At 62.9% G+C, this 18,801-nt stretch carries 18 protein-coding genes; 9 read left to right on the forward strand and 9 right to left on the reverse strand.

Annotated features, from left to right (window positions below; all coding sequences use genetic code 11):
* The 3 genes from NCR35_RS25050 to NCR35_RS25060 all read left to right on the forward strand — a co-directional run.
* A partial coding sequence (locus NCR35_RS25050; protein WP_250536617.1) for a hypothetical protein occupies positions 1-197 on the forward strand: 197 nt, incomplete at its 5' end.
* A gap of 98 nt (positions 198-295) precedes the next feature.
* A complete protein-coding gene (locus NCR35_RS25055; RefSeq protein ID WP_206469874.1) occupies positions 296-1,198 on the forward strand; it encodes a LysR family transcriptional regulator in 903 nt (300 codons plus the stop codon).
* A gap of 75 nt (positions 1,199-1,273) precedes the next feature.
* The gene (locus NCR35_RS25060; protein WP_250536618.1) at positions 1,274-1,627 is read left to right on the forward strand and encodes a hypothetical protein; all 354 of its coding nucleotides are present in this window, start codon (positions 1,274-1,276) and stop codon (positions 1,625-1,627) included.
* Between the two features lie 48 nt (positions 1,628-1,675).
* Here the strand turns inward: NCR35_RS25060 and NCR35_RS25065 are convergent, their stop codons facing one another.
* The 4 genes from NCR35_RS25065 to NCR35_RS25080 all read right to left on the reverse strand — a co-directional run bounded on the left by NCR35_RS25065 (position 1,676) and on the right by NCR35_RS25080 (position 6,050).
* Positions 1,676-2,617, reverse strand: coding sequence for an ABC transporter substrate-binding protein (locus NCR35_RS25065; protein WP_250536619.1), 942 nt, complete (start codon positions 2,615-2,617; stop codon positions 1,676-1,678).
* A gap of 67 nt (positions 2,618-2,684) precedes the next feature.
* On the reverse strand, positions 2,685-3,710 hold the full coding sequence (locus NCR35_RS25070) for an ABC transporter permease (RefSeq protein ID WP_244851413.1): 1,026 nt from the start codon (positions 3,708-3,710) through the stop codon (positions 2,685-2,687).
* A 17-nt stretch (positions 3,711-3,727) separates the two neighbouring features.
* Entirely contained in the window at positions 3,728-5,239 is a 1,512-nt protein-coding gene (locus tag NCR35_RS25075; protein ID WP_250536621.1) for a sugar ABC transporter ATP-binding protein, read from the reverse strand.
* 52 nt (positions 5,240-5,291) lie between these two features.
* Positions 5,292-6,050 carry a GntR family transcriptional regulator gene (locus NCR35_RS25080; RefSeq protein ID WP_250536622.1) on the reverse strand — a complete coding sequence of 253 codons (759 nt, stop codon included), beginning with the start codon at positions 6,048-6,050 and terminating at the stop codon, positions 5,292-5,294.
* Between the two features lie 142 nt (positions 6,051-6,192).
* On the opposite strand from NCR35_RS25080, the gene NCR35_RS25085 reads away from it, so the two are divergent.
* From NCR35_RS25085 to NCR35_RS25110, 6 genes are all read left to right on the forward strand, one after another.
* Complete coding sequence (locus tag NCR35_RS25085; RefSeq protein ID WP_250536623.1) at positions 6,193-7,494, forward strand: L-fuconate dehydratase; 1,302 nt, start codon at positions 6,193-6,195, stop codon at positions 7,492-7,494.
* A 58-nt stretch (positions 7,495-7,552) separates the two neighbouring features.
* The gene (budC, locus tag NCR35_RS25090) at positions 7,553-8,335 is read left to right on the forward strand and encodes a meso-2,3-butanediol dehydrogenase (protein WP_250536624.1); all 783 of its coding nucleotides are present in this window, start codon (positions 7,553-7,555) and stop codon (positions 8,333-8,335) included.
* A gap of 112 nt (positions 8,336-8,447) precedes the next feature.
* A complete protein-coding gene (locus NCR35_RS25095) occupies positions 8,448-9,740 on the forward strand; it encodes a sugar efflux transporter (protein ID WP_250536626.1) in 1,293 nt (430 codons plus the stop codon).
* 113 nt (positions 9,741-9,853) lie between these two features.
* Positions 9,854-11,320, forward strand: a complete 1,467-nt coding sequence (locus NCR35_RS25100) for an esterase-like activity of phytase family protein (protein WP_250536628.1) — start codon at positions 9,854-9,856, stop codon at positions 11,318-11,320.
* A 24-nt stretch (positions 11,321-11,344) separates the two neighbouring features.
* The gene (locus NCR35_RS25105) at positions 11,345-13,015 is read left to right on the forward strand and encodes a purple acid phosphatase family protein (RefSeq protein ID WP_250536629.1); all 1,671 of its coding nucleotides are present in this window, start codon (positions 11,345-11,347) and stop codon (positions 13,013-13,015) included.
* A gap of 112 nt (positions 13,016-13,127) precedes the next feature.
* Positions 13,128-13,952 carry a CHAD domain-containing protein gene (locus NCR35_RS25110; protein WP_244851399.1) on the forward strand — a complete coding sequence of 275 codons (825 nt, stop codon included), beginning with the start codon at positions 13,128-13,130 and terminating at the stop codon, positions 13,950-13,952.
* Positions 13,953-14,003: 51 nt separating this feature from the next.
* Here NCR35_RS25110 and NCR35_RS25115 read toward each other — a convergent pair whose 3' ends face one another.
* From NCR35_RS25115 to NCR35_RS25135, 5 genes are all read right to left on the reverse strand, one after another.
* Positions 14,004-14,960, reverse strand: coding sequence for a TauD/TfdA dioxygenase family protein (locus NCR35_RS25115; RefSeq protein WP_250536630.1), 957 nt, complete (start codon positions 14,958-14,960; stop codon positions 14,004-14,006).
* A 54-nt stretch (positions 14,961-15,014) separates the two neighbouring features.
* A complete protein-coding gene (locus NCR35_RS25120; RefSeq protein ID WP_250536631.1) occupies positions 15,015-16,028 on the reverse strand; it encodes an ABC transporter substrate-binding protein in 1,014 nt (337 codons plus the stop codon).
* A gap of 127 nt (positions 16,029-16,155) precedes the next feature.
* The gene (locus tag NCR35_RS25125) at positions 16,156-16,416 is read right to left on the reverse strand and encodes a hypothetical protein (protein WP_250536633.1); all 261 of its coding nucleotides are present in this window, start codon (positions 16,414-16,416) and stop codon (positions 16,156-16,158) included.
* 101 nt (positions 16,417-16,517) lie between these two features.
* Positions 16,518-17,063 carry a DUF4142 domain-containing protein gene (locus tag NCR35_RS25130; RefSeq protein ID WP_250536634.1) on the reverse strand — a complete coding sequence of 182 codons (546 nt, stop codon included), beginning with the start codon at positions 17,061-17,063 and terminating at the stop codon, positions 16,518-16,520.
* An 8-nt stretch (positions 17,064-17,071) separates the two neighbouring features.
* A complete protein-coding gene (locus NCR35_RS25135) occupies positions 17,072-17,959 on the reverse strand; it encodes an ATP-grasp fold amidoligase family protein (RefSeq protein ID WP_250536703.1) in 888 nt (295 codons plus the stop codon).
* Between the last annotated feature and the right edge of the window lie 842 nt (positions 17,960-18,801).

The following is an 18,801-nucleotide window of genomic DNA, read 5'->3' on the forward strand; positions in this document are numbered from 1 at the left end:
ACTTCGCGATCTGTCCAAGCCCGATGTTCCGGTACTCGGGCCTTGGTTTTTTTACGGCTTCAGCCATGCTAGACCCCTTCTTTCTTCTGAATCCCGATGAACGCAGACGCTGCCGGCACGCGATTTGTGCGATCCGTCGCGCGTGCCTCTGGACGGGCGGGCTGACGGTGATCGTGGGGCGCGTGACGGGCGCGTAACAGACGCGCGAATTGCGCGACAGCGGTATTTTGTCGCGCGATTGTTATACTGTCCAATATCTATCTCCTCTATCTGAAATACGTTTGACGTATATCGCATGGAACTGCGCCACATCCGGTATTTCCTGGCCGTCGCGGAAGAGCGGAACGTCACGCGCGCCGCCGAACGCCTCGGCATCGGCCAGCCGCCGCTGAGCCAGCAGATTCACGCGCTCGAAGACGAAATCGGCGTGCGGCTTTTCCGCCGGACGGGGCACGGCGTCGTGCTCACCGAGGCTGGCGAAGCGTTCGCCACCGACGCGCGGCGCATTCTGGAAGACGCCCGCGCCGCCGTCGAGAACGCGCAAAGCGCGGGGCGCGGCGAGATGGGGCAACTGAACATCGGCTTCACGGGATCGGCTGCGTTCAATCCGGTCGTGTCGAAGCTGATCCGCGCGTACCGCCAGTCGTATCCGAACGTCGTGCTGACGCTGGCCGAAGGCAACACGGCGCAGTTGCTCGCGTGGCTCGATGCAGGCACCGTCGACGTCGCGTTCGTGCGGCTCGGCAGTCAGTCGCCCGCGGGCGTCGAGTTCAATCACATCGCCATCGAGCCGATGCGCGCCGTGCTGCCCAGCACGCACCCGCTTGCCCAGAAGAAAAAGATCGCGCTGTCCGCGCTCGCGGATGACCCGTTCGTGATGCTTCCGCGCGTCGCGAGTCCAACGCTGCATGACGTGATCGTAGGCGCATGCAGGGAGGCCGGGTTCGAGCCGATTGCGGGCCAGCAGGCGCCGCAGCTTTCGTCGGTGGTCAACTTGGTGGCGGCCGGCTTCGGCGTGTCGCTCGTGCCCGCGTCCGTCTGCCAGATTCAGGTGGAAGGCGTCGCGTACCGCGAGGTGTCGGGCAAGGTCATTTCGATCCGGCTCGCGCTGGCTTCGCGGATCGAAGCGACGCGCGCGAAGACCGCGAACTTCATCGAGACGGCGCGCGCATTCGCTTCATCCGTCGACGCGCTCTAACGCACTGCTGCGCTGCAATGGCATGCGCATTGCGGGCAACGAAGGCAGTCAAGGGCCGTCAAAGGGAGAACGCACATGACGAACGTATCCAGGACACTGGTCGCAGCCGCGATCGTGTCGCTTTCCAGCGCGGCCTTCGCCGCAGGCAGCGCCGGCCTCGGCGGCATGGGCGACGCGAAACATACCGGCGGCGTCAGCGCGGGTGAATCGACGGGCGGCAACGGCGGGACCAGCGCCGCGGCCACTGGCGCGACAGGCGGCCCCGGCGGGACCACAGGCGGCGTCGGCGGAACGGGCAATAGCGGCGGAACGGGCGGCGGCAGAACCGCCGCGACGCCGGGCAGCGGAAACGGCAACGGCAGCGGCGGCACGCCGACAGGCCGCGAGTCATCGACAGGGTCGACGAGAAACGGCGGCACGGGGCAGTAGCAAAGCAGCGCATCGCATGAAGCCGCGCGATGCGCCGCTATGCCACGATCAGTCGTAAAGCACAGCCGCGATCTTCGGATCGGTCATGTTGCTCTTGTCGTACCAGTAGAAGCCGGTATCGACCTTCTTCGGCAGCTTCTCGCCCTTGAGCGCCTTCACCGCCGAATCGACCACGCATCTGCCGATGCCGATCGGGTTCTGCGTGATCGCGCCGTACATCAGCCCCGAAGTGATGTCCTCCTTCTGCTCCTTGCCCGAGTCGTAGCCGATCAGCACGAGCTTCTTTCCCGACTCCTTGATGCCGATGGCCGCGCCTGCCGCCGAGCCCTCGTTCGCGCCGAAAATGCCCTTGATGTTCGGGTTAGCCTGAAGCATCGCCTTCGCGATTTCAGCCGATTTCAGGTGATCGCCGCCTCCGTACTGCACCGACACGATCTTGATGTTCGGGTGCTTCGACTTCATCCCGTTCAGAAAGCCGTCGCGGCGGTCGATGCCCGTGCGGCTCGTCTGGTCGTGCACGATCACGCCGACTTCGCCTGAATTGCCGATGGCGTCGGCCATCTTGTCGGCGGCGAGCGCGGCGGCGGCGAGGTTATCGGTCGTGCAGGTCGTGAGCGGAATGTCGCTATCGACGCCCGAGTCGAATGCGATCACCGGGATCTTGTTGTTCTGCGCGCGCCGGAGCAGCGGAACGGACGCCTTGCTGTCCAGTGCCGCGATGCCGATAGCCTGCGGTTTCTTCGAAAGCGCGGCCGACAGCATGTCGATCTGCTTGTCGACCATGGCTTCGGTTTCGGGGCCTTCGAACGTCACCCTGACGTTATGCTCCTTCGCCGACTGCTCCGCGCCCGACTTCACCGCTTGCCAGAACTGGTGCTGAAACCCCTTGGAAATGAGCGGGATATACGCTTCGTCCGCGTAGGCCGTGCTGGCCGCCGTGGCGATCGCGCCGAAACCGATCAGGACACCGATGATTCTTCTTTTGAACATGAAGGTTCTCCTCCTGGATAGACTGTCTCTTTGATTTGCTGTTACGTCTTCTTTGCGCGCCTGATGCTCAACGCTTCCTGCGACGCAGAATATCCCCATACACCGCGAGAATGATGATGAGTCCGGTCACGACGATCTGCCATTCCTGCGCGACCGACATGATGCGCAGACCGTTGGTCAGCACGCTCATGATGAACGCGCCGATGATGGTGCCGAGGATCGTGCCCGAGCCGCCGCTCAACGACGTGCCGCCGATCACGACGGCAGCGATGGCATCGAGTTCATAGCCTTGCCCGAGCGCAGGCTGCGCCGAGTTCAGACGCGAAGCGATCAACAGGCCCGCGATGCCGCAGATCGCGCCGCCCAGCCCGTAAATGGCGATCTTCCAGCGGTCCACATTCACGCCCGAAAGACGCACCGCTTCCTCGTTGCTGCCGAGCGCGAACGTATAGCGGCCGAGCGCCGTGCGGTTCAACGCAATGGAACTGACGATCGCCACCACGAAGAGGATCAGCACCGCATTCGGAATCGGCACGCTCGGCAGAAAGTAGCCGATGAGCGAGTCCTGCGAGATCATGTAGAAGTTCTCGGTGTCGGTGAAGTAGATCGGCTTGTCGGAGGACACCACGAGCGAAAGACCCTTCAGCAGCATCATCATGCCGAGCGTCGCGATGAAGGGCGGAATCTTCATCTTGGCCGTGAGCGTGCCGGAAATGGTGCCGCACACCGCGCCCGTCACAAGGGCCGCGATGATGCCCACCCACATCGGCATGTGCCAGTAGGTGAGGAACACGCCGCAGATCACGGCGGTAAATGTCATGAGCGTGCCCACGGACAAGTCGATGCCGCCCGTCACGATGACGAATGTCGATGCAATGGCGAGCACGCCGTTCACGGCCGTCGCCTGCAAGATGCCGAGGATGTTATCCATCTGCATGAAGGCGGGCGACGCGAAGCTGAAGAACACGAGCAGCACGATCAGGCTTGCGAATGCAAGGAGCTTTTGCAGCGCGGTCGGCGAGAACACGCGCGAGCGCAGGCCGTTGGCGGGTTTGTCGCTGGCGAGCGCGGCGGTATCGGTAGGCTGTGTCATCTTAAGTCCTTGGCGGCTCATGCCGCTTGTAGAGTCGGGCGTTGCGTCGCAAGCTGCATGATGCGTTCTTGCGTCGCTTCACTTGCGGAAAGTTCTCCCGTGATGCGCCCTTCGCACATCACGACGATGCGATCACTCATGCGCAGGACCTCGGGCAGTTCGGACGAGATCATGACGATGGCCTTGCCCTGTTCGGCGAGCGAGCGCAGCAAGCGATAGATCTCGCTCTTCGCGCCGACGTCGATGCCGCGCGTGGGCTCGTCGAAAAAGAGCACGTCGCAGTCGCGTTCGAGCCACTTCGCAATGACGATCTTCTGCTGGTTGCCGCCGGATAAGAGCCGGACCGGTTGCGTGGCGGAAGGCGTGCGAATGCCGAGCAGCTTGATGAAATGCGTGGCCGTCTTGCGGATCTTCGAGCGCCGCAGAAACACGCGAGCCGAAAGGAACTTGCCGAGATTGGACATGACGATGTTCGATTCCACGTCCATGCCCGTCGCGAGCCCGAACCGCTTGCGGTCTTCGGACAGATAGCCGATGCCGCGCGCCACCGCGTCGCTCGGCTTCTTGATGGTCGCCTTCGCGCCCTTCACGATGATCTCGCCGGAATCCACCGGGTCCGCGCCGAACACCGCGCGCGCGACTTCCGTGCGGCCCGCGCCCATGAGTCCCGCGAAGCCGAGTATTTCGCCCTTGCGCAGCGTGAAGCTCACGTCTCGCACGAGCGGCCCGGCGTTCAGATGCTTCACTTCGAGCGCGACTTCGCCTTGATGTGCGCCGCCGAGGAACGACGTCAGGTCGGTCAGCGTTCTGCCGACCATCATGCCGATGATGCTTTCGACGCTCGTATCGCGCGCGCTGACGGTGGCGACGTATTCGCCGTCGCGCAACACCGTGACGCGATCGGCGATCTGCTTGAGCTCGTCCATCTTGTGCGAGATGTAGACGATGCCGACGCCGCGCTCCTTCAACTGACGAATGATGCGGAACAGCTCGGCGATCTCGGCATCGTTGAGCGCGGACGTGGGCTCGTCCATGATGAGCACGCGCGATTCGAACGACAACGCCTTCGCGATCTCCACCATCTGCTGGCTCGCGACGGTCAGCGTGTCGACCACCGCGCGCGGATCGAGCTTCACATGCATGCGTTCGAGTATCTCGCGGGCTTGCGCATTGAGCTTGTCTTCGTCGAGCAGCAGGCCCATCAGCTTGCGCGGCTCGCGTCCGATGAAGATGTTCTGCGCCACCGTCAAATGGTTCATCAGATGCAGTTCCTGATGAATGATGCCGATGCCGAGCGCCTGCGCCTCGCGCGGACTCGTGAATTCGACGGGCTTTCCATCGACGAGCATCTCGCCCGAATCGCGGTTATAGACGCCCGCGAGAATCTTCATGAGCGTGGACTTGCCTGCGCCGTTTTCGCCCATGAGCGCGTGGACCTCGCCCGGCATGAGTTCGAACTGCACTTCATGCAGCGCGCGTACACCGGGAAAACGCTTGCTGAGATTGCTGACGGAAATGAGCGGAGTCATGGAGTCGTCGTGAATGAGCGTTCATAGTGCGACCGCGGAGCCGGCAGGCGGGTCATGGCTCGAAGAGGTCAGGTCTGTCCTTCGCCGAGCGGTGCAATTCGGCGACGACCTGATCCAGATGGTCGTGCATCGCTTTGGCGGCGGCATCGGCCTTGCCTTTCTTGAGCGCATCGAAGATGCGTTCGTGTTCGTCGAGCGTATGCACGAGGCGCTCGGGGCTCGCGAGCAACTGCCGCGCGCGGTCGAGCGCATTGCGCGACACCGCGACGATCTCTTTCACGCGCGGCAGCGCAATGGCATCGAGCAGAATCTCGTGGAACGCCAGATCGAGTGCATGAAACGCGAGGCGCGCGCCGTTCGCCATGGCTTCGCGTTGTTGCGTGAGGTTGGTTTCAAGAGCTTCGAGTATTGCGGGGTCATGCATTGCAGCGACGCCGCGCACGGTTTCCACTTCGAGCGCGCTGCGAATGAACAGATGCTGACGGATATCGCGCAGCGCGATGGGCTTCACGCGCGTGCCGCGCTGCGGCAGGACTTCGACGAGACCGGCGTGCTCTAGCCTGGCGAGCGCCGCGGATACGGGAAAACGCGAGACGCCCATGCGCTCGCAAACCGCTATCTTGTCGATCATCATTCCCGGTTCGAGCGCCAGCGTGACGATGGCTTCCCGCAATGCCTCTTCCACCGCGCCGGTCAGACTGCCGCGCTGGCCGGCGGCAATCTTGTGCAGCGCATCATACGGACTACTCACGATGACCGCATCGGATGAAGGGCTCACGGCGCGCTTGATTTCCGTTGAAGATGCTAGCATGCTAGAAAGCAGATTCGACGTTGTCAACGCGTGCAAACGCCTAAGAACGCGCAAAGCTGCCTGCATCGCCTTGCTGCGTCGAAGCTCATCAGTGTTTTCCCGCAGACCGTAGTCGATCGCACATTGCCCCGGAGGCATACCCATGACAACGATCACCAAGCTGTCCGTTCGGGACATCCGCTTTCCCACTTCGCGTTCGCTCGACGGTTCAGATGCGATGAACGCCGCGCCCGACTATTCCGCCACATACGTGACGCTCGAAACGGATTCATCGGCCGGAATCAGCGGACACGGACTCACGTTCACCATCGGACGCGGCAACGAAATCTGCGTGGCCGCCGTCGAAGCGCTGAGTCATCTCGTCGTCGGCAAGAAGCTCGAAGACATCGCGGCGAACATGGGCGCGTTCTGGCGCGAGATCACCTCCGACAGTCAGTTGCGCTGGATCGGTCCGGACAAGGGCGCGATTCACCTCGCGACGGCGGCCGTCGTGAATGCGGTATGGGACCTGTGGGCGAAGGCCGAAGGCAAGCCGGTGTGGAAGCTGCTCGTCGACATGACGCCCGAAGAACTCGTGCGTTGTCTCGACTTCCGTTATGTGACGGATGCGATCACGCCTCACGAAGCCATTGCGCTGCTGCGCCGCCACGCGAGCACGCGCGGCGAGCGCGAGAAGGAGATGCTCGCGCACGGCTACCCAGCCTACACGACATCGGCGGGATGGCTTGGCTATGACGACGAGAAGATCCGCCGCCTGGCCCGCGAAGGCGTCGCGCAAGGATGGACGCACTTCAAGCAAAAAGTGGGCGGCAATCTCGAAGAAGACGTGCGCCGCGCCCGCATTCTGCGCGAAGAAATCGGCGCTGACGCGAAGCTGATGATGGACGCGAATCAGGTATGGGAAGTCGATGAAGCCGTCGCGAACATGCGGCGTCTCGCCGAGTTCGACCCGTGGTGGATCGAGGAACCGACGAGCCCCGACGACATACTCGGGCACGCGGCCATCCGGCGCAGGCTCGGTTCCATCGGCGTGGCGACCGGCGAGCATTGCCAGAATCGCGTCATGTTCAAGCAGTTGCTGCAAGCAGAGGCGATCGACTTCTGTCAGATCGACAGTTGCCGTCTCGGTGGTCTCAACGAAGTGATCGTCGTGCTGTTGATGGCGGCGAAGTTCGGCGTGCCGGTGTGTCCGCATGCAGGCGGCGTCGGATTGTGCGAGTACGTGCAGCATATTTCGCTGTTCGACTACATCTGCGTGTCCGCATCGCTCGAAAATCGCGTGCTCGAATATGTGGACCACCTGCACGAGCATTTCATCGATCCGGTGCTGATCCGCAATGGCCGTTATATGCCGCCGCAGCGGCCGGGCTACAGCATCGAAATGCACGCGGCATCGCTCGACAAACATCACTTTCCTAACGGAGAAGCGTGGCGCGTGAAGTGACTGACGCTGGAATGAAATCTGCGCGTTCGGGTGATTCGTTTAACGAGGAACCATCACCATGAACGCTTCCACGCAGTCCTCCCGCTTCGCTTCGAAAGTCGTCATCGTGACAGGCGCGGGCTCCGGCATCGGCGAAGGCGCCGCGCGCCGCTTCGCGGCCGAGGGCGCATCTGTTGTGCTCGCCGGCCGCACGCAGGAGAAGCTCGAACGTGTTGCGCGCGATCTCGATGCCTCGCGCGCGCTCGTCCACGCGTGCGATGTATCGCGCTTCGAAGACGCGCAGCAGCTGATCGACGCCACCATCGCGCGCTTCGGGCACATCGACGTGCTCGTGAACAATGCGGGCGTCGCGCCGACGGGCCGCATCGACGAGGCATCGCTCGATGACTGGCGCGCGATCATGTCGACCGATCTCGACGGCGTCTTCTATTGCAGCCGCGCCGCCATTCGCCATCTGATTCAGGCGAAAGGCTCGATCGTGAACGTATCGTCGGTGTCGGGCCTCGGCGGCGACTGGGGCATGAGCTTCTACAACGCGGCGAAAGGCGCGGTGACGAACTTCACGCGCGCGCTCGCGATGGATCATGGCCGCGACGGCGTGCGCGTGAACGCGGTATGCCCGAGCCTGACCGCCTCGGAACTGACCGAAGACATGCTCGGCGACGAACAACTCATGGCCAAGTTCCGCGAGCGCATTCCGCTCGGCCGCGCCGCGCAACCGGACGACATCGCCGCCGTGATCGCGTTTCTCGCGAGCGACGATGCGCGCTTCGTGACGGGCGTGAATCTTCCCGTGGACGGCGGCCTGAGCGCATCCAACGGACAGCCGCCGCAGGCGTGATCCCTTCTCCTCCAACTAGAATCGCTCACTCTTTTACGCGCGGAATGTCGATTGCGCTACTGTCACGCGCACGCATTTTCGCGCCTGCATGCTCCGAAGGATTTCCCCGTTGATGGACGCTCGCTTTTTTCGTCTTGCGCGCCTGCATTCGTTCATGCCGCTTGCCGGCGTCACGCTGATGCTCGGCGTCGCCATGTCATTCACCGCGCCGTTTCTGTCGCTCTTCGGCGTGCAGGAAGCGGACATGACGCCGCTGCAACTCGGGCTCTTCATGACGCTCATTGCGGCAAGCGGCGTGCTCGCGAGCGCCTTCGCGGGCAAGTGGTCGGATAAGCACGGTCATCATCGCGTGTTGCTGATGGGCGCGCTGGCCGCGTCGGCGCTCGGCTTCGTGCTGTTGTGCGTGCTGCGCAGCTATGCGTCGCTCGTGACGGTGGGCATCGTGTTTCTCGGCGTCGGCAGCGCGGCCATGACGCTCGTGTTCTCGTTCGGGCGCGCGGCGTTGCCCGTCACCGACGACGCCGAGCGTTCCTTCGCGCTCGCCACGCTGCGCACCGTGCTCTCGATGGCGTGGGTCTTCGGTCCGTCCGTCGGCGCGCTCGTGCTGGCCGCAGCAGGCTTCCACGGCCTCTTTCTGTTCGCGGCGGCATCGTTCGCGGCGTGTGGCGCGATTGCATGGCGCATCAAGGACAAGGAGAAGCCGGTTGCGCCGCACGCGCACTATGCGGGCGATCCTGCCTCATTGCTCGAAGTCACGACGATGACCGAGCTCGACGAACCGCATGATGCGGCGAAGCAACTGCCCGCAAGCCGCGCGCAGATCTGGCGGGCGACGATTGCCTTGACGCTCATCGGTCTCGCGGCCAACGCGACGATGATCGTGCTGCCGCTCTATGTCGTGCAGGGACTGCGCGGCACGCAGATCGAGGTGTCGATCATGCTGGGGCTCGGCGCGTTCCTCGAAATTCCGATGATGCTCGCGCTCGGCGCGCGCGGCTCGAATCTCGACAAGCAACGCTGGCTCGCGGCATGTGCGGCCGTGCATATCGTGTACTTCGTGGCTGTCGCGTCCTCGCGGTCCATTCAGTTTCTCATTCCGATGCAGGCGTTCAACGCGTTCGTCGTCGCGGTGACCTCGTGCCTCGGCATGACCTACGTACAAGACCTGATGCCGCGCAATCCCGGCGCGGCAACTGCGCTCTTCTTCAACGCATCGCGCGTCGGCTCCATTCTTTCGGGCGTGCTATCGGGCGCGCTCGTCGCAGTCATCGGCTATCGCGGCACGTTTCTCGTCTGCGGGTGCCTCGCGCTCGGCGCGCTCGTGCTGTTCGCCAATCCGCCGTTCAGGCTGATTGCGCGATACGTATGGGTCCGCGTGAACCAATGGCGCATGCCGGTACGCTGAAGGCCCTGCCTTCGGTATGACGAGCCGTTCATTGCATGAGTCATACAAACGTCACTTCAATCCCGCAATAATGCGAGTCCCATCACTTCGCATGCCGGATGAAGGAGACATCGATGCTTCGAGGCCCTGCTGTTGCGCGTCATGTGACGTTGACCCTCGCGCTGTGCGCGGCATGTTCATCGGCGTGGGCGAGCGTCGATCTCATCGCCATCGGCCAATTGAGCGGCAACAGCGTGGACGGCTCGCAGCAGACCGCCGCGCCGCTGGAAAACGACGCGGCGGGCAATCTGCTCGGCGGACTCGGCTCGGGGCTCGCGTATGCGGGCTGCGATACGTTTCTCGCCGTGCCCGATCGCGGCCCGAACGCGATCTCGTATAACAAGGCGCTCGACGACACCACTTCGTACATCAATCGCTTCCAGACCTTGAGTCTGAAGCTCGAACCGTCCGGCAAGAACGGCACGCTGCCCTACACGCTCACGCCGCGTCTGCTCGATACGACCTTGCTTCATACGCGCGATGCGCTCGTCTACGGCGATGGCGCAGCCGCTGGCGTCGGCAACGGCGCGCCCGCGCTAAACGCGACGAAGCACACGCATTACTTCACCGGCCGCTCGGACAACTTCACGCCGACGCAGCCCTCCACCTATCCGCTCGATGCGCGTTTCGATCCCGAAAGCATCCGCGTATCGCGCGATGGCGCGAGCGTCTTCATCTCCGACGAGTACGGCCCATACATCTATCGCTTCAGTCGCCGCACCGGCGAGCGCACCGCGGTCGTGAGCGTGCCCGCATCGTTCGCGGTCACGACGCTTTCGCCCGTCGGCAGCGACGAGATCAGCAAGAACACGTCGGGGCGCGTCGCGAACAAGGGCATGGAGGGCCTCGCCATTTCGCCCGACGGCGAGACGCTTTTCGGCGCAATGCAAAGCCCGCTGCTGCAGGACGGCGGCACGAGCGCCGGCTATACGCGCATCGTGCGCATCGACTTGCGCACGGGCAAGACGACGCAGTTCGCCTATCCGCTCAGCAACATCGGCACGACCGCGAAGCCGAACTATCCGACGATCAGCGATATCGTCGCCATTAACGATCACGAGTTGCTGCTCGATGAACGCGACGGCAAAGGTCTGGGCGACGACTCGGCCGCGGTGTTCAAGCGCGTGTACAAGGTCGATCTCACGGGCGCGCAGGATGTGAGCCAGGCGAGCGGTGCCGCAGGACTCGCGCCGTTCGCGCTGAACAAGACGCTCTTTTTGGATGTGGTCGCGGCGCTATCCGCGCAGGGCTTCGCGGCCACCGACATTCCCGCGAAGCTGGAAAGCCTCGCGTTCGGCCCGGACGTGCGCATAAACGGCGCGCTGAAGCACACGCTTTTCATTGCGAACGACAACGACTTCATCGGCACGGTGACGGATACGCACCATCCGAACGGCATCGACAATCCGAACCGCTTCTTCGTCTTCGCGGTGGATGCATCCGATCTTCCGGCTTACGAAGCGCAGCGCCTGCCGCATCACGGCGAGGCGTTCTGCCGGATCGACCGCGAAGATCACGACGACCACCATCACGGCCACTGACGCGCCCACGACACCGAGCCTCCCATGACGACACACGATTCGCACGATAGCGGGCGCGTTGCATCGCGCCGCGGTTTCCTCAAGCTCGCCGGCGCCTCGGGCCTCGCGACAGCCGCGAACGCCCTCAGCGGCGCGGCAAACGCAGCGGCGGCCTCGCCCGACGGCACGCCCGAGCAAATCCACCTGACATGGGGCGAAGACCCCGCGCATGAAGTGGTCGTGAGCTGGGCGTCGCTCGCGCCGGCCGTCAAGCCGCGCGTTCGCCTCACCACGCACGAGGGTCATGCGAGGCTCATGCACGCAGTGCAGCGCACCTATACCGACGGTCTCAATGGCGAAATCGTCTGCACATATCACGCGCGGTTGGACGGTCTGCATCCGGACACGACGTACCGCTACGAAGTCACGGCCGACAACGACAGCAACGCGGCCCAGCCATTCTGCGCGAGCTTTCGCACAGCGCCGCGCGGGCGTTGCAAGTTCCGCTTCACGAGTTACGGCGATCTCGCGACGCCCAACACGGGATGGGTGCTGTCATCGCCGCAAAGCCGCTTCGCCGTGCAGGCCGTCGAACGCTTTGAGCCGCTCTTTCATCTGCTGAACGGCGACCTCTGTTACGCGAATCTGAACCCGACGCATCAGCCCGACGTGTGGCGCGACTTCGGCAACAACGCGCAAGTCTCGGCCGCGAATCGTCCGTGGATGCCGTGTCCCGGTAACCATGAGATCGAGTTCAATAACGGCCCGCAGGGCTTCGATTCGTACCTCACGCGCTACACCCTGCCCGACAATGGCACGCGCTTTGGCGGCCGCTGGTACAGCTTTCGGGTGAGTTCGGTGCTCTTCATCTCGCTCGATGCCGACGATGTCGTGTATCAGGACGCCGCCGCGTTCGTCGCGGGACCGTCGCCGCTGGTGCCGGCGGCGAGCACCGGCCATCCCGCGATCGAGGCGGGCACGTCGTTCTACGTGCGCGGCTATAGCGGCGGCGAACAAACGCGCTGGCTGGAGAAGACCTTGCGCGAGGCGAAGCACGATGACGACATCGACTGGATCGTCGTGCAGATGCATCAGGACGCGCTCAGTTCGTCGAAGACGGGCAACGGCTCCGACAAGGGCATTCGCGAAGCATGGCTGCCGCTGTTCGACCGATACGGCGTCGATCTCGTCCTGTGCGGCCACGATCACGACTACGAGCGCAGCCATCCCGTGCGCGGCTGCAACCATCACGCGGGCCGCGATGCCGTGACGGGCGAACGCGTCGACACGTTGCAGCCGCGCCCGGTCTCAACGACGCAGCGCGCCAACGATCCGATCGACACGACGCACGGCACCGTGCATCTGATACTCGGCGGCGGCGGCACGAGCGCGCCGCTCGACGTGTACGGCACCGATGCGGGCACGGGCAATCCGCAAGCTCAGGTCTTCACGAAGCCGAATCGCCCGGTGCCCGGCAAGACGGCGGGCACCTTCGTGCGCCCTGTCGCCGACGCGGTGGAGGACGCCATCTGGTCCGCGCAGCGCGATACCGGCACGGGCTACGGCATCGCCGTGTTCGATCACGATCCGGGCGAACGCGGCGGAAAGACGTCGATCACGATGAACTACTACCACGCGCCCGGTGCGGACAAGACGCCCACCGCCGAGTACGAACTGTTCGAAACCATCGTGCTGGAGAAGCAACGCCGCCGTTGAATATGAACCTCTCGTGACAATTTCCCAAGCGACGGGCGAGGCTCTTATCGCATTGTCCATGCGGTACGAATCTTGCCTCGTAGATGCCGTTGCATTACACCGGGAAACGATCATGAAAAAGGACGACGAGAACGCCGACAATCGCCCGGCGACCGCTGAGACGAACTTTTCGACGTTTGCGGAGCCGCTCGTCGGAGAAGCCATCGCTCAGGCGTCTGCGCTGGAAAACGAAGGCGAGGCGGAACAACTGCACAAGCTGCGCGTGGCGTTGCGACGCCTGCGCACGCTGCTGTGGGCGTACCGGCCCATTCTTCACGAAGACTTCGATACGCAGCAGCGCGCCATCTATAAGTTCCTCGCGAACGCCGCAGGCAACACGCGCGACTGGGACATCCTCATCGGTCTCGTGGAAGCCACCGGCGATCGCGAACTGCTCGACGCATTCCGCCAGAGCCGCTCCGAAGCCTCGAGAAGGAGCCTCGAAACGCTTGCTCATGCGAGTGTCAAGCAGACGCTGCGTGAAGCGATGAGCGAAGCGAATCGCGAGTTGAACACGGCCGCGCAACGCACGCCGCTGACCAAATTCGCTCGGCAGCGCGTCGTTGCAGCGCAAAAGCAACTCAAGAAGCGGATGCGCGTGGCATCGCGCAAAGGCCGCTCGGACTATGAGTCGTTTCATGAAGTCCGCAAGGCCGGAAAGAAGGTGCGCTATCTGCTGGAATTCTTCGAGCCGCTTCTGGGCAAGAAGCAGCGCAAGGGCCTGAAAAACCTGAAGCGCGTGCAAAAGCGTTTCGGTGAACTGAACGATGTCGTCGCCAGCCGCGATCTGCTGCTCGAGCACCGCGCGGCATTGCCGGACGGCGCGGCGGATCGCGCGTTGCGCGTCCTCGAAAAAGAACAGAAGCGCAGGTTCAAGGCCGCCGCCAAGCTGCTTTAGCGGACGGCTGCCCTGTGATGTGGACGAGCGGCGACCAGGTCGCCGCTGCGCTCAGTTCAACGCGACGGCAGCCGCCGCGCCGACAGGCGAGCCTTCTATAGCAACAGACCGCTTGCCGTCCGGTCCGACGGGCACGTCGCCGACGAGCGTCGTGCGATACAGCTGACGGTCGAAGTCGAGATCGAAGATATCTGTCGGCGCGAGGTGGGCCGTCGTGCGGTTGTCCCAGAACGCGATGCTGCCTGGTTCCCACTTGAAGCGGATCGTGAACTCGGGACGCGTCACATGTTCCCAAAGCAATTCGAGCAGCGCCTGACTCTCGCGCGGCGTCAGGCCGACGATGGACTTCAGAAAGCCGGGGCTCACATACAACGCCCGCTCTCCGGTTTCGGGATGCACGCGCACGAGCGGATGTTCGCTGACGAGCGTGTGTTCGTTGACCGCCTTCGCGAAGGCGTCCGTGCCGCTCGCGCCTTGCGGCGGCGCGAAGCGATGTATGCCGCGCAAACCGTCGACGAATGCGCGCAGCGTCGCGGACAACTTCTCGTAAGCGATGACGAGGTTGGTCCACTGCGTATCGCCGCCATACGGCGGAATGGTCACGCCGCGAAGAATCGATGCAAACGGCGGATTGACCGCTGCGGTCACATCCGTATGCCATCCGGTCCACGGCCGCAGCAGCGCCTGACCTTCGAAGCGCGTTGCCTTGCGAAACTTCGAGATGGAGTACAGCTCGGGATGCCCTTCCACATGACCGAATACGGGATGCCCGACCGTCAATTCGCCGAACTGCGCCGAAAACGCGACATGCTGTTCATGCGTGAGAAACTGCTCGCGGAAAAACACCACGCGCCACTTCAGCAAAGCCGCACGAATCGCCGCAACCTCTGCCGGCTGCAACGCACGCGTCAGATCGACGCCGCTAATCTCCGCGCCGATATGCGCCGACAAAGGACGCACTTCGATGTCGTGTTCGTTTGTCTGCTGTGCGATGACGGCTGCGTTCATGAGCAAAATCTCCGCTTTGAATGTTGGTCTGTTTCTGCGAGCTACCTGACGACGTTAGCTGCCTTGCGCGTCGGGATCGTCGGTGAAGAAGTAGTCGCGCCACGACTTCGGCTCGTGGCGAATGACGCCGACCTTGAACAGGAAAGCGCCGAGTGCGAGCGTGTTTTCAGGGGTCGTGGAGAAACTCACGTCCTTGTCGTTCAGGATGCGTTCGACGAATGTCGCCGACAGTTTCGATGCGTCCTGTCGGACATAGATGGCCGCAGCCTCCGGCTTGTTCGATCGAACGAGCCGCGCCGCATCGACGAGCGCCGCGCGCACGGCCGCATAGGTCCGCGGGTTATCCTTGCGCCATTTGTCGGATGTGACGGCAACGCTGCTCGTCGCCGGGCCACCCAGTATGTCCGTCGAACTGATGACCTTGTGAATCTTCGGGTCGTCGAGTTCCTGATACTGATAAGGCGCGTTCGAGAAGTGAAGGTTGATGACCGAGCTGCCTGCGAGCATGGCCGTCGTTGCATCCGCGTGCGGCATGTTCACTTCGAACCTGTCGAGACGCGCGTACTCGGCATCGCCGAACGCCTTCGCCGAAGCCATCTGCAACAATCGCCCCTGCTGGGAGACGGCGACCGACACCACCGCGATGCGGTCGTTCTCGCCGATATCCGCGATGCTGCGAATGCGCGCATCGTTCGATACGAGATACACCGGCACCGCGCTTTGCGCCGACATCGCGCGGAAATCCTGATGACCGCGCGTGCGGTCCCATATCGTCATCAGCGGACCGATGCCCAGCGTGGCGATATCGGCGGCACCCGAGAGCAAGGCTTCGTTGACCGCCGCGCCGCCGGACAGCGTGGTCCATTGCACGTCGATATGCAGTCCCGCGCGCGCGCCTTCCTTCTCGATCAGCTTCTGGTCCTTCGCCACTTTCAGGAGCAAGGAGCCGATGCCATATTGATCGACGATGCGTACCGTTCCTTCCGCGTGCGCCGCACTTACTGCAACAAACGATGCAACGAGCATAACCAGCACAAGCAGTCGATTGAATGCGGCAGATGCCCTCATACGCTGAACGTCCGAGCGAAGTGTCAGGAGCGTTCACTGTACAAGCGCGGCGCTTGCGCACAAACGAAGGAAGAATGCTACGAATATGCTTGCGCGCGATATGCCAAACGCGCGGCTCTTGTGGAAATCAATGTGGCGGCAAATCGGCGGGCGCGCTGAACGCGTCTACCGTATAGCCCATGTTGAAATAGCCCGCGCGCGCGTAAAGGGCGATCTGTTCGAGCCGCTCCGGGCCGCTTGCCTGCTCGTCGCGTTGCTTCGGTTTGCTTGCGTCCGAGCATCCGCACGCTCGCATCGCCCGCTCGTATGCGCGTTGCCGCCAGCGTTGCCGAGCCCGTCCTACGGGCACCAATAACGCTTGCCAGTATTGCGTCAGGATCTGCGACATGGCCGGCTCCGACAGTGCGTGAATGATTCCAATCTATCTCGCCGATAAGGAATCGGCAAACAAGACTTAGTGAAATGCATTGCAGGCGCTGCCTGTGGCCCTTAATGACCGAAGCCCGGACGTTGGAACACCAGTTGAAGTCGCCGCGCCTGATCCAGGTGAAGCGTGAATGCCGGCCGGACTCGCACGAGCAGTACCTTCACATCCGCGCTATGCGTGGATCGGATGAAGTCATCGACCGTATTGACGAGCCGCCCGAGAAAATCGACCTCCCGTTCGAGATAGGCTTGCGCGAATGCATATTCGTCTTCCTCGCCGAGCATGTCGGTATCGTCTCGGCTTTGACGTGCGAGCGCGTCGCTCATGCTGCTCGGCTGCGCGTTGGCGCCGAGCCTTCGCAACATGTCGTTCGTCTCCTGTGCGATCTGCGCGTTTTCATCGACGATGCGCCTGGCAAAACTGCGCAGACTGGTCGACCGTGTCCTGCGCAACGCAATCTGCGCTGCTGCGATCTCCGCATGATTCGCGGTCAGTAGAACACCGACCATCTGCGCGTCCGACAGCGACCGGCTCTGCGCACGAGCGCCGACGATGTGCGCCATGAGAAGCAGGCAGCCGCACGCGATCCTCCGTCTTCGTTCATTCACGCTCGCGCCTATCTACTGGATCGGTGTCGCGGGTCCACCTCGAAGAGCCGGCCCCATTCGTAATCGACGTGATCGGGACGCATCGGGAAAACGCCCGCGCCGGGCGTGAACGTTAGTTCCCCGAAGTAGATGTTCCCGTTGGCTTCGTAAAGATCGACTCTCACGTATTCAAACTCTTTCGCCAGCACGCCCGCTATTTCAAGCAGCGAATCGAGCGATTCCGGCGGCGGCGCAGGCGTGTCGCTACGGTGGTAGTGACCCAACCAGATGTCCTGCAACCGCCACTCGGCGTCATACGTATCGCCGCGAGGATGATCGGTGAAGCGGCCCGATATTACCGTGATGAAAATCGTCTGCTGGCCGGATGGCGAGTTGAAGACGTGAAACTTCAGGTCGGCAGGAACCTGGCCATCTTCGGCGAGCAGCAGCGCTTCGAAAAAGATGCGCGGCTCGATCATGCGGTAATGGCGTTCCCGCGCCACTCTGTAGAAGGGCGTGGACAGCCATTTTTCTGCTAACGCCGAGAGTTGCTCGAACGACACGCGGCTTTTGTCCTTCACCACCTCCACGAAGCCGCTGCCGTGATTCGCCTTCATGACGAAGGACGAAGGCAAGGCATCGAAGACTTCTTTCGTGAAAGCACCGGGTTCTGCCAGCAGAGGAATGAGATGTCGCGTGCCGATCTTGTCCGCCACATAATCGCGGACCTTCAATTTGTCGGTCAGATCGATGTAACGCGGGTCCGGATAGAGACAGCGATGCAGGATCTTTTCATTGAACGTCCTGGGATTCCACATGTTCGGGAATCGTCCGACGTTATGACGGTGCAAAAGGCTTAAGAACACCGAGTCCGGCAGCCACGCCTTGGCGCCGTCGATGAGTGTCTTGGCAAACATCCGGGAGCCCTCATGCCTCGGGGGAGGACGGTGGCACGATCTTCTGCTCGTTATGGCTCGTTCCACCGGCGACGATTTCAGCGAACGATTCTTGCAAATGACCGCCGTGACCGAATGTGCGGATTGCCACATTGCAACGCGTGAGTCGCGCGGCGAACGCATCGTCAGTGCGCCTCTCCGCGCCCCTTATTGACCGCAGCGGCGCCGGCCGGAAACAAGCTGCCGATGCGCGAATGGATGTTGTCGTTCGGCTCGGCAACGCTGCTCGGCCTCCAGCTTGCGGACGACGTCATCGCAGGATCGCCGGCCGGTGCGATGGCGCCTCCGCCTGGCGCATCCAATGCGTCGGCCTTTTCGCGTGCCGGTGTCGATACGCGCTGCACGCTTCGCACGCGCGGATGCGTCTTGTCGTTCTTCTTCGCCTGACGAGCGGAGCGCAAAGCAGGCTGCGCGTGGGTCGTCCTCTCGTTGGCATGCGCATGGGAGCGCGTCGATGCTCTTCGCGTGCTTGCCGACGTTTGCTCGGCGCGACCATGACTGCTCGTCGCCGCCTTCGTGACTGCCGGTGAGGCTCTCGTCTCCGACGTCGACGCAATTGAATGGGGCGCTTCAGGAATGACCGTGCTCTTTGTATCGCCAACATCGAGCGAAGAGGGTGACGCTTGCGTTGCAGCCAGCGTGTAGCACGCAGGCGCCGATGCAATCACGCCGCATGGTGCGGTGTCTGCCGGCGCCGGCGATTCGAACGTGGCCCGGCCGGGTACACCCGTCATCGCGACGAAGCGTTCCTGAGCGCGCGCAACTGCGTCTTCTGACGTCGAGCTTCCGGCCGCATCTCGCGT

This window comes from Caballeronia sp. AZ10_KS36, assembly GCF_023631105.1.
In the GTDB taxonomy this organism is placed as follows: domain Bacteria; phylum Pseudomonadota; class Gammaproteobacteria; order Burkholderiales; family Burkholderiaceae; genus Caballeronia.

Excerpts from the sequence above, each read along its gene's own strand:
- NCR35_RS25055 (WP_206469874.1), top strand. The coding sequence starts at position 296 with ATGGAACTGCGCCACATCCGGTATTTCCTGGCCGTCGCGGAAGAGCGG.
- NCR35_RS25060 (WP_250536618.1), top strand. The coding sequence starts at position 1,274 with ATGACGAACGTATCCAGGACACTGGTCGCAGCCGCGATCGTGTCGCTT.
- NCR35_RS25065 (WP_250536619.1), bottom strand. The coding sequence starts at position 2,617 with ATGTTCAAAAGAAGAATCATCGGTGTCCTGATCGGTTTCGGCGCGATC.
- NCR35_RS25070 (WP_244851413.1), bottom strand. The coding sequence starts at position 3,710 with ATGACACAGCCTACCGATACCGCCGCGCTCGCCAGCGACAAACCCGCC.
- NCR35_RS25075 (WP_250536621.1), bottom strand. The coding sequence starts at position 5,239 with ATGACTCCGCTCATTTCCGTCAGCAATCTCAGCAAGCGTTTTCCCGGT.
- NCR35_RS25080 (WP_250536622.1), bottom strand. The coding sequence starts at position 6,050 with ATGCTAGCATCTTCAACGGAAATCAAGCGCGCCGTGAGCCCTTCATCC.
- NCR35_RS25085 (WP_250536623.1), top strand. The coding sequence starts at position 6,193 with ATGACAACGATCACCAAGCTGTCCGTTCGGGACATCCGCTTTCCCACT.
- budC (WP_250536624.1), top strand. The coding sequence starts at position 7,553 with ATGAACGCTTCCACGCAGTCCTCCCGCTTCGCTTCGAAAGTCGTCATC.
- NCR35_RS25095 (WP_250536626.1), top strand. The coding sequence starts at position 8,448 with ATGGACGCTCGCTTTTTTCGTCTTGCGCGCCTGCATTCGTTCATGCCG.
- NCR35_RS25100 (WP_250536628.1), top strand. The coding sequence starts at position 9,854 with ATGCTTCGAGGCCCTGCTGTTGCGCGTCATGTGACGTTGACCCTCGCG.
- NCR35_RS25105 (WP_250536629.1), top strand. The coding sequence starts at position 11,345 with ATGACGACACACGATTCGCACGATAGCGGGCGCGTTGCATCGCGCCGC.
- NCR35_RS25110 (WP_244851399.1), top strand. The coding sequence starts at position 13,128 with ATGAAAAAGGACGACGAGAACGCCGACAATCGCCCGGCGACCGCTGAG.
- NCR35_RS25115 (WP_250536630.1), bottom strand. The coding sequence starts at position 14,960 with ATGAACGCAGCCGTCATCGCACAGCAGACAAACGAACACGACATCGAA.
- NCR35_RS25120 (WP_250536631.1), bottom strand. The coding sequence starts at position 16,028 with ATGAGGGCATCTGCCGCATTCAATCGACTGCTTGTGCTGGTTATGCTC.
- NCR35_RS25125 (WP_250536633.1), bottom strand. The coding sequence starts at position 16,416 with ATGTCGCAGATCCTGACGCAATACTGGCAAGCGTTATTGGTGCCCGTA.
- NCR35_RS25135 (WP_250536703.1), bottom strand. The coding sequence starts at position 17,959 with ATGTTTGCCAAGACACTCATCGACGGCGCCAAGGCGTGGCTGCCGGAC.